General features: G+C 75.4%; 4 protein-coding genes. 3 read left to right on the forward strand and 1 reads right to left on the reverse strand.

All coding sequences use genetic code 11. The features are described 5' to 3' along the window. Positions 1-190 precede the first annotated feature (190 nt). The gene (locus tag ACI8AR_RS23715) at positions 191-754 is read right to left on the reverse strand and encodes a YceI family protein (protein WP_457053182.1); all 564 of its coding nucleotides are present in this window, start codon (positions 752-754) and stop codon (positions 191-193) included. Positions 755-844: 90 nt separating this feature from the next. On the opposite strand from ACI8AR_RS23715, the gene ACI8AR_RS23720 reads away from it, so the two are divergent. The 3 genes from ACI8AR_RS23720 (at position 845) to ACI8AR_RS23730 (ending at position 3,296) form a co-directional block, all read left to right on the forward strand. Continuing rightward, entirely contained in the window at positions 845-1,351 is a 507-nt protein-coding gene (locus ACI8AR_RS23720) for a MarR family winged helix-turn-helix transcriptional regulator (protein WP_457053183.1), read from the forward strand. Between the two features lie 80 nt (positions 1,352-1,431). Further along, positions 1,432-2,619 (forward strand): sensor histidine kinase, encoded by a 1,188-nt coding sequence (locus tag ACI8AR_RS23725; RefSeq protein ID WP_457053184.1) that lies wholly within the window; start codon positions 1,432-1,434, stop codon positions 2,617-2,619. Further along, positions 2,616-3,296: a response regulator gene (locus ACI8AR_RS23730; protein WP_457053185.1), complete on the forward strand. Its 681-nt coding sequence runs from the start codon at positions 2,616-2,618 to the stop codon at positions 3,294-3,296. The genes ACI8AR_RS23725 and ACI8AR_RS23730 overlap by 4 nt, the downstream gene beginning before the upstream one ends. The last annotated feature ends 46 nt before the right edge of the window (positions 3,297-3,342 follow it).

Below are 3,342 nucleotides of genomic sequence, written 5' to 3' on the forward strand. Positions count from 1 at the left end.
GGGGGCGGGGGGGGTTGCCAGCCGGGGTCGACCGCCCCGCGGGGGCCGGGGCGGCCCCCCCCCGGGGGGGGGGGGGGTGGGGGGGGGGGGCGGGCCGCGGGGGGGCGGGGCGCGCCGCCCCCACGGAGGTGAGCCCGGACGCGCGAGGGCCCCGGACGCGTGCTGCGCGTCCGGGGCCCTCGGGAGCGGATCAGGCGGTGCGCAGCACGGCCTCGATCTCGAGCTCGACGTCGATCTTGTCGCCGACGACGACGCCGCCGCCGTCCATCGGCATGTCGATGTCGACGCCGAAGGCCTTGCGGGAGATGGAGGTCTTGGCGCTGAAGCCGGCGCGGTAGCCGCCGTAGGCGTCGGGGCCGAAGCCGTTGAGCTCGAGGGCCAGCGTGACCGGCTTGGTGATGCCCTTGATGGTCAGGTCGCCCTGGACGGTCCAGTCCTCGCCGTCGGCGACGACGCCGGTCGAGCGGAAGGTCATGACGGTGTGGTTGCCGACGTCGAAGAAGTCGGCGGAGCGGATGTGCGCGTCGCGCTGCTCCTGGCGGGTGTCGATCGAGTCCATGTCGATCGTGGCGTTGACCGTGGAGGCGGCCGGGTCCTCGGCGGTGACGATCTCGCCCGAGAACTTGGTGAAGTAGCCGCGGACCTTGCTCACCATCATGTGGCGGACGGAGAAGCCGACGGTGGAGTGGGTCGCGTCGATGTCCCAGGTGCCGGCGACGTAGCCGGGGATCTGGACGGCGGTGGTGCTGGTCATGGGAGGGACCTCTCGGTGGTTGAGCGTTTGAGCTTCCGCGGTCGGTAGCGTAGTTGAGAGCTTGACTATTCCGCCAGTACCCTGACGGACATGACGACACAGGTGTCACCCGGAGCGGGGGCCGCCGCCGGGCCGCCCGCCGGGGAGCCGCGCTGGCTCGACGCCGAGGAGCAGAAGGCCTGGCGGGCCTGGCTCTACAGCACCCAGCTGCTCAACGACCGGCTCGACCGCGAGCTCATGCGGGCCACCGGCATCCCGCACACCTACTACGAGATCCTCGTCCAGCTGTCGGAGACGCCCGGCCGGCAGATGCGGATGAGCGAGCTGGCCGACCGCTGCCTGTCCTCCCGCAGCCGGCTCTCGCACGCGGTGTCCCGGCTCGAGGAACGCGGCTGGGTGCGCCGCCAGGTCTGCGCCGAGGACGGGCGCGGGCTGCTCGCCGTCCTCACCGACGAGGGCTTCGCCGCGCTGGAGGGCGCCGCGCCGATCCACGTCGAGGGCGTGCGCACCCACCTGTTCGACCAGCTCACCCCCGAGCAGGTCGCGGCGATGCGCGACATCGGCGAGACGCTGCTGCGGCACCTGAACGAGGAGTAGCCGCCTCCCCCCGTGGTCCGACGGGCGGGTCCTCCCCCGGGTGGACGACGGGGCGTGCCGGGCTGCCTAGATTCGGCGCGATGGACGAGCGCGCACCCCTCGAGCAGCTGGCGGCGGCGCTGCGCGACCGGCCGTTCGTCGTCGACGCCGCCTTCGCCGGGCTGGTCGGCCTGGTCACCGTCGTCGCGCCGGCGACGTCGTACGGGCCGTCCGAGGGCGCCGCGTTCCTCCTCGGCGTGCTGCTGGTCACCCCGCTGGCCTGGCGCCGCCGCGCCCCGGTCCCCGCGGCCGCCGTCGTCACGGGCGCGGGACTGCTCGAGCTGGTCGCGGGTACCGACTTCCTGCCCGCCAACGTCGCCGCGCTGCTCATGGTCTACGCGCTGGCCGCCTACGCGCCGCGCTGGGCGGCGCGGGCGGGGCTCGCGCTCGGCCTGGCCGGCGCCGTGCTCGCCTCGCTGCGCTGGTGGTCCTCGGGCGCCGAGGACGCGTTGCTGGTCACCGTGGGCGCGATCGGCGTCGCCGTCGTCGCGGCCTGGGCCCTGGGCCGGCTGCGCCGCTCCCGGCTGGGCGAGATCGCCGGCCTGGCCGAGAGGGCGCGGCTGCTGGAGATCGAGCGGGACCAGGAGATGCGGCTGGCCGCCACCGCCGAGCGGGCCCGGATCGCCCGTGAGATGCACGACGTCGTGGCGCACTCGCTGTCGGTGGTTATCGCGCAGGCCGACGGCGGCCGCTACGCCGGGCGCACCGACCCCGCGGCGGCCACCGGCGCGCTGGAGGCGATCGCCGCCACCGGCCGCCAGGCGCTCACCGACATGCGCGCCCTGCTCGGCGTGCTGCGCGAGGACCGGGCCGGGGAGTACGCGCCGCAGCCCGACGTCGCCGCGGTCCCGGTCCTCGTCGACGACGTCCGGGCCAGCGGTCTCGACGTCGACCTGCTCGTGGAGGGCGAGCCGCGGCCGATGGCGGCCGGTCCGCAGCTGGCCGCCTACCGGATCGTGCAGGAGTCGCTGACCAACGTGCTCAAGCACGCCGGGCCGACCGGGCGGGCCTGGGTGCGGCTGCACTGGCGCCCGGACTCCCTCGAGCTGTCGGTGCTCGACGACGGCCGCGGCGCCGCGGCGGCGGTGGCCGAGGGCGACGGGCACGGGCAGGGGCTGCGCGGCATGCACGAGCGGGCGCAGCTGCACCGCGGGCGGCTGGAGGCCGGCCCGCGCGCCGGCGGCGGCTGGCGGGTGCACGCGGTCCTGCCGCTCGGGGGTGCGCGGTGATCCGGGTGGTGCTCGTCGACGACCAGCAGATGGTCCGCGCCGGGTTCCGCATGGTCATCGACTCCCAGCCCGACCTGACCGTGGTCGGGGAGGCCGGCGACGGCGCCGCGGCGGTCGACCTGCTGCGCGCCACGGCGGCCGACGTCGTGCTGATGGACGTCCGCATGCCCGGCACCGACGGCATCGAGGCGACCCGGCAGGTGACCGCGCTGCCCGACCCGCCGCGGGTGGTCGTGCTGACCACCTTCGACCTCGACGAGTACGTCGTCGCCGCGATCGGCGCGGGGGCCAGTGGCTTCCTGCTCAAGGACGCGCCGCCGGAGGAGATGCTGGCCGCCGTCCGCACGGTGCACGCCGGCGACTCGGTGATCGCGGCCAGCTCCACCCGGCGGCTGCTGCAGCACGTGGCGCCGATGCTCCGCGGGATCGGGTCGGCCCCCGCACCGGCGACCGAGCTGACCGAGCTCACGCCGCGCGAGCGCGAGGTGCTCGTGCAGATGGCGCTCGGCGCCACCAACACCGAGATCGCGCAGCGGCTGTTCGTCAGCGAGGCGACGGTGAAGACGCACGTCGGGCGGGTGCTGGCGAAGACCGGTTCGCGCGACCGCGTGCAGGCCGTCGTCCTCGCCTACCGCACCGGGCTGGTCTCCCCCGCCGACCTGCTCCGCGACGCCTGACCCGTCCCCGAGCGGCAGAAATGGTCATTTTTGCCGCTCGGGGAGG

Source organism: Geodermatophilus sp. SYSU D01036 (genome assembly GCF_054050435.1).

What these genes read in the sequence shown, in the direction of transcription:
- ACI8AR_RS23715 (WP_457053182.1), bottom strand. Translation starts at nt 754, where the DNA reads ATGACCAGCACCACCGCCGTCCAGATCCCCGGCTACGTCGCCGGCACC.
- ACI8AR_RS23720 (WP_457053183.1), top strand. Translation starts at nt 845, where the DNA reads ATGACGACACAGGTGTCACCCGGAGCGGGGGCCGCCGCCGGGCCGCCC.
- ACI8AR_RS23725 (WP_457053184.1), top strand. Translation starts at nt 1,432, where the DNA reads ATGGACGAGCGCGCACCCCTCGAGCAGCTGGCGGCGGCGCTGCGCGAC.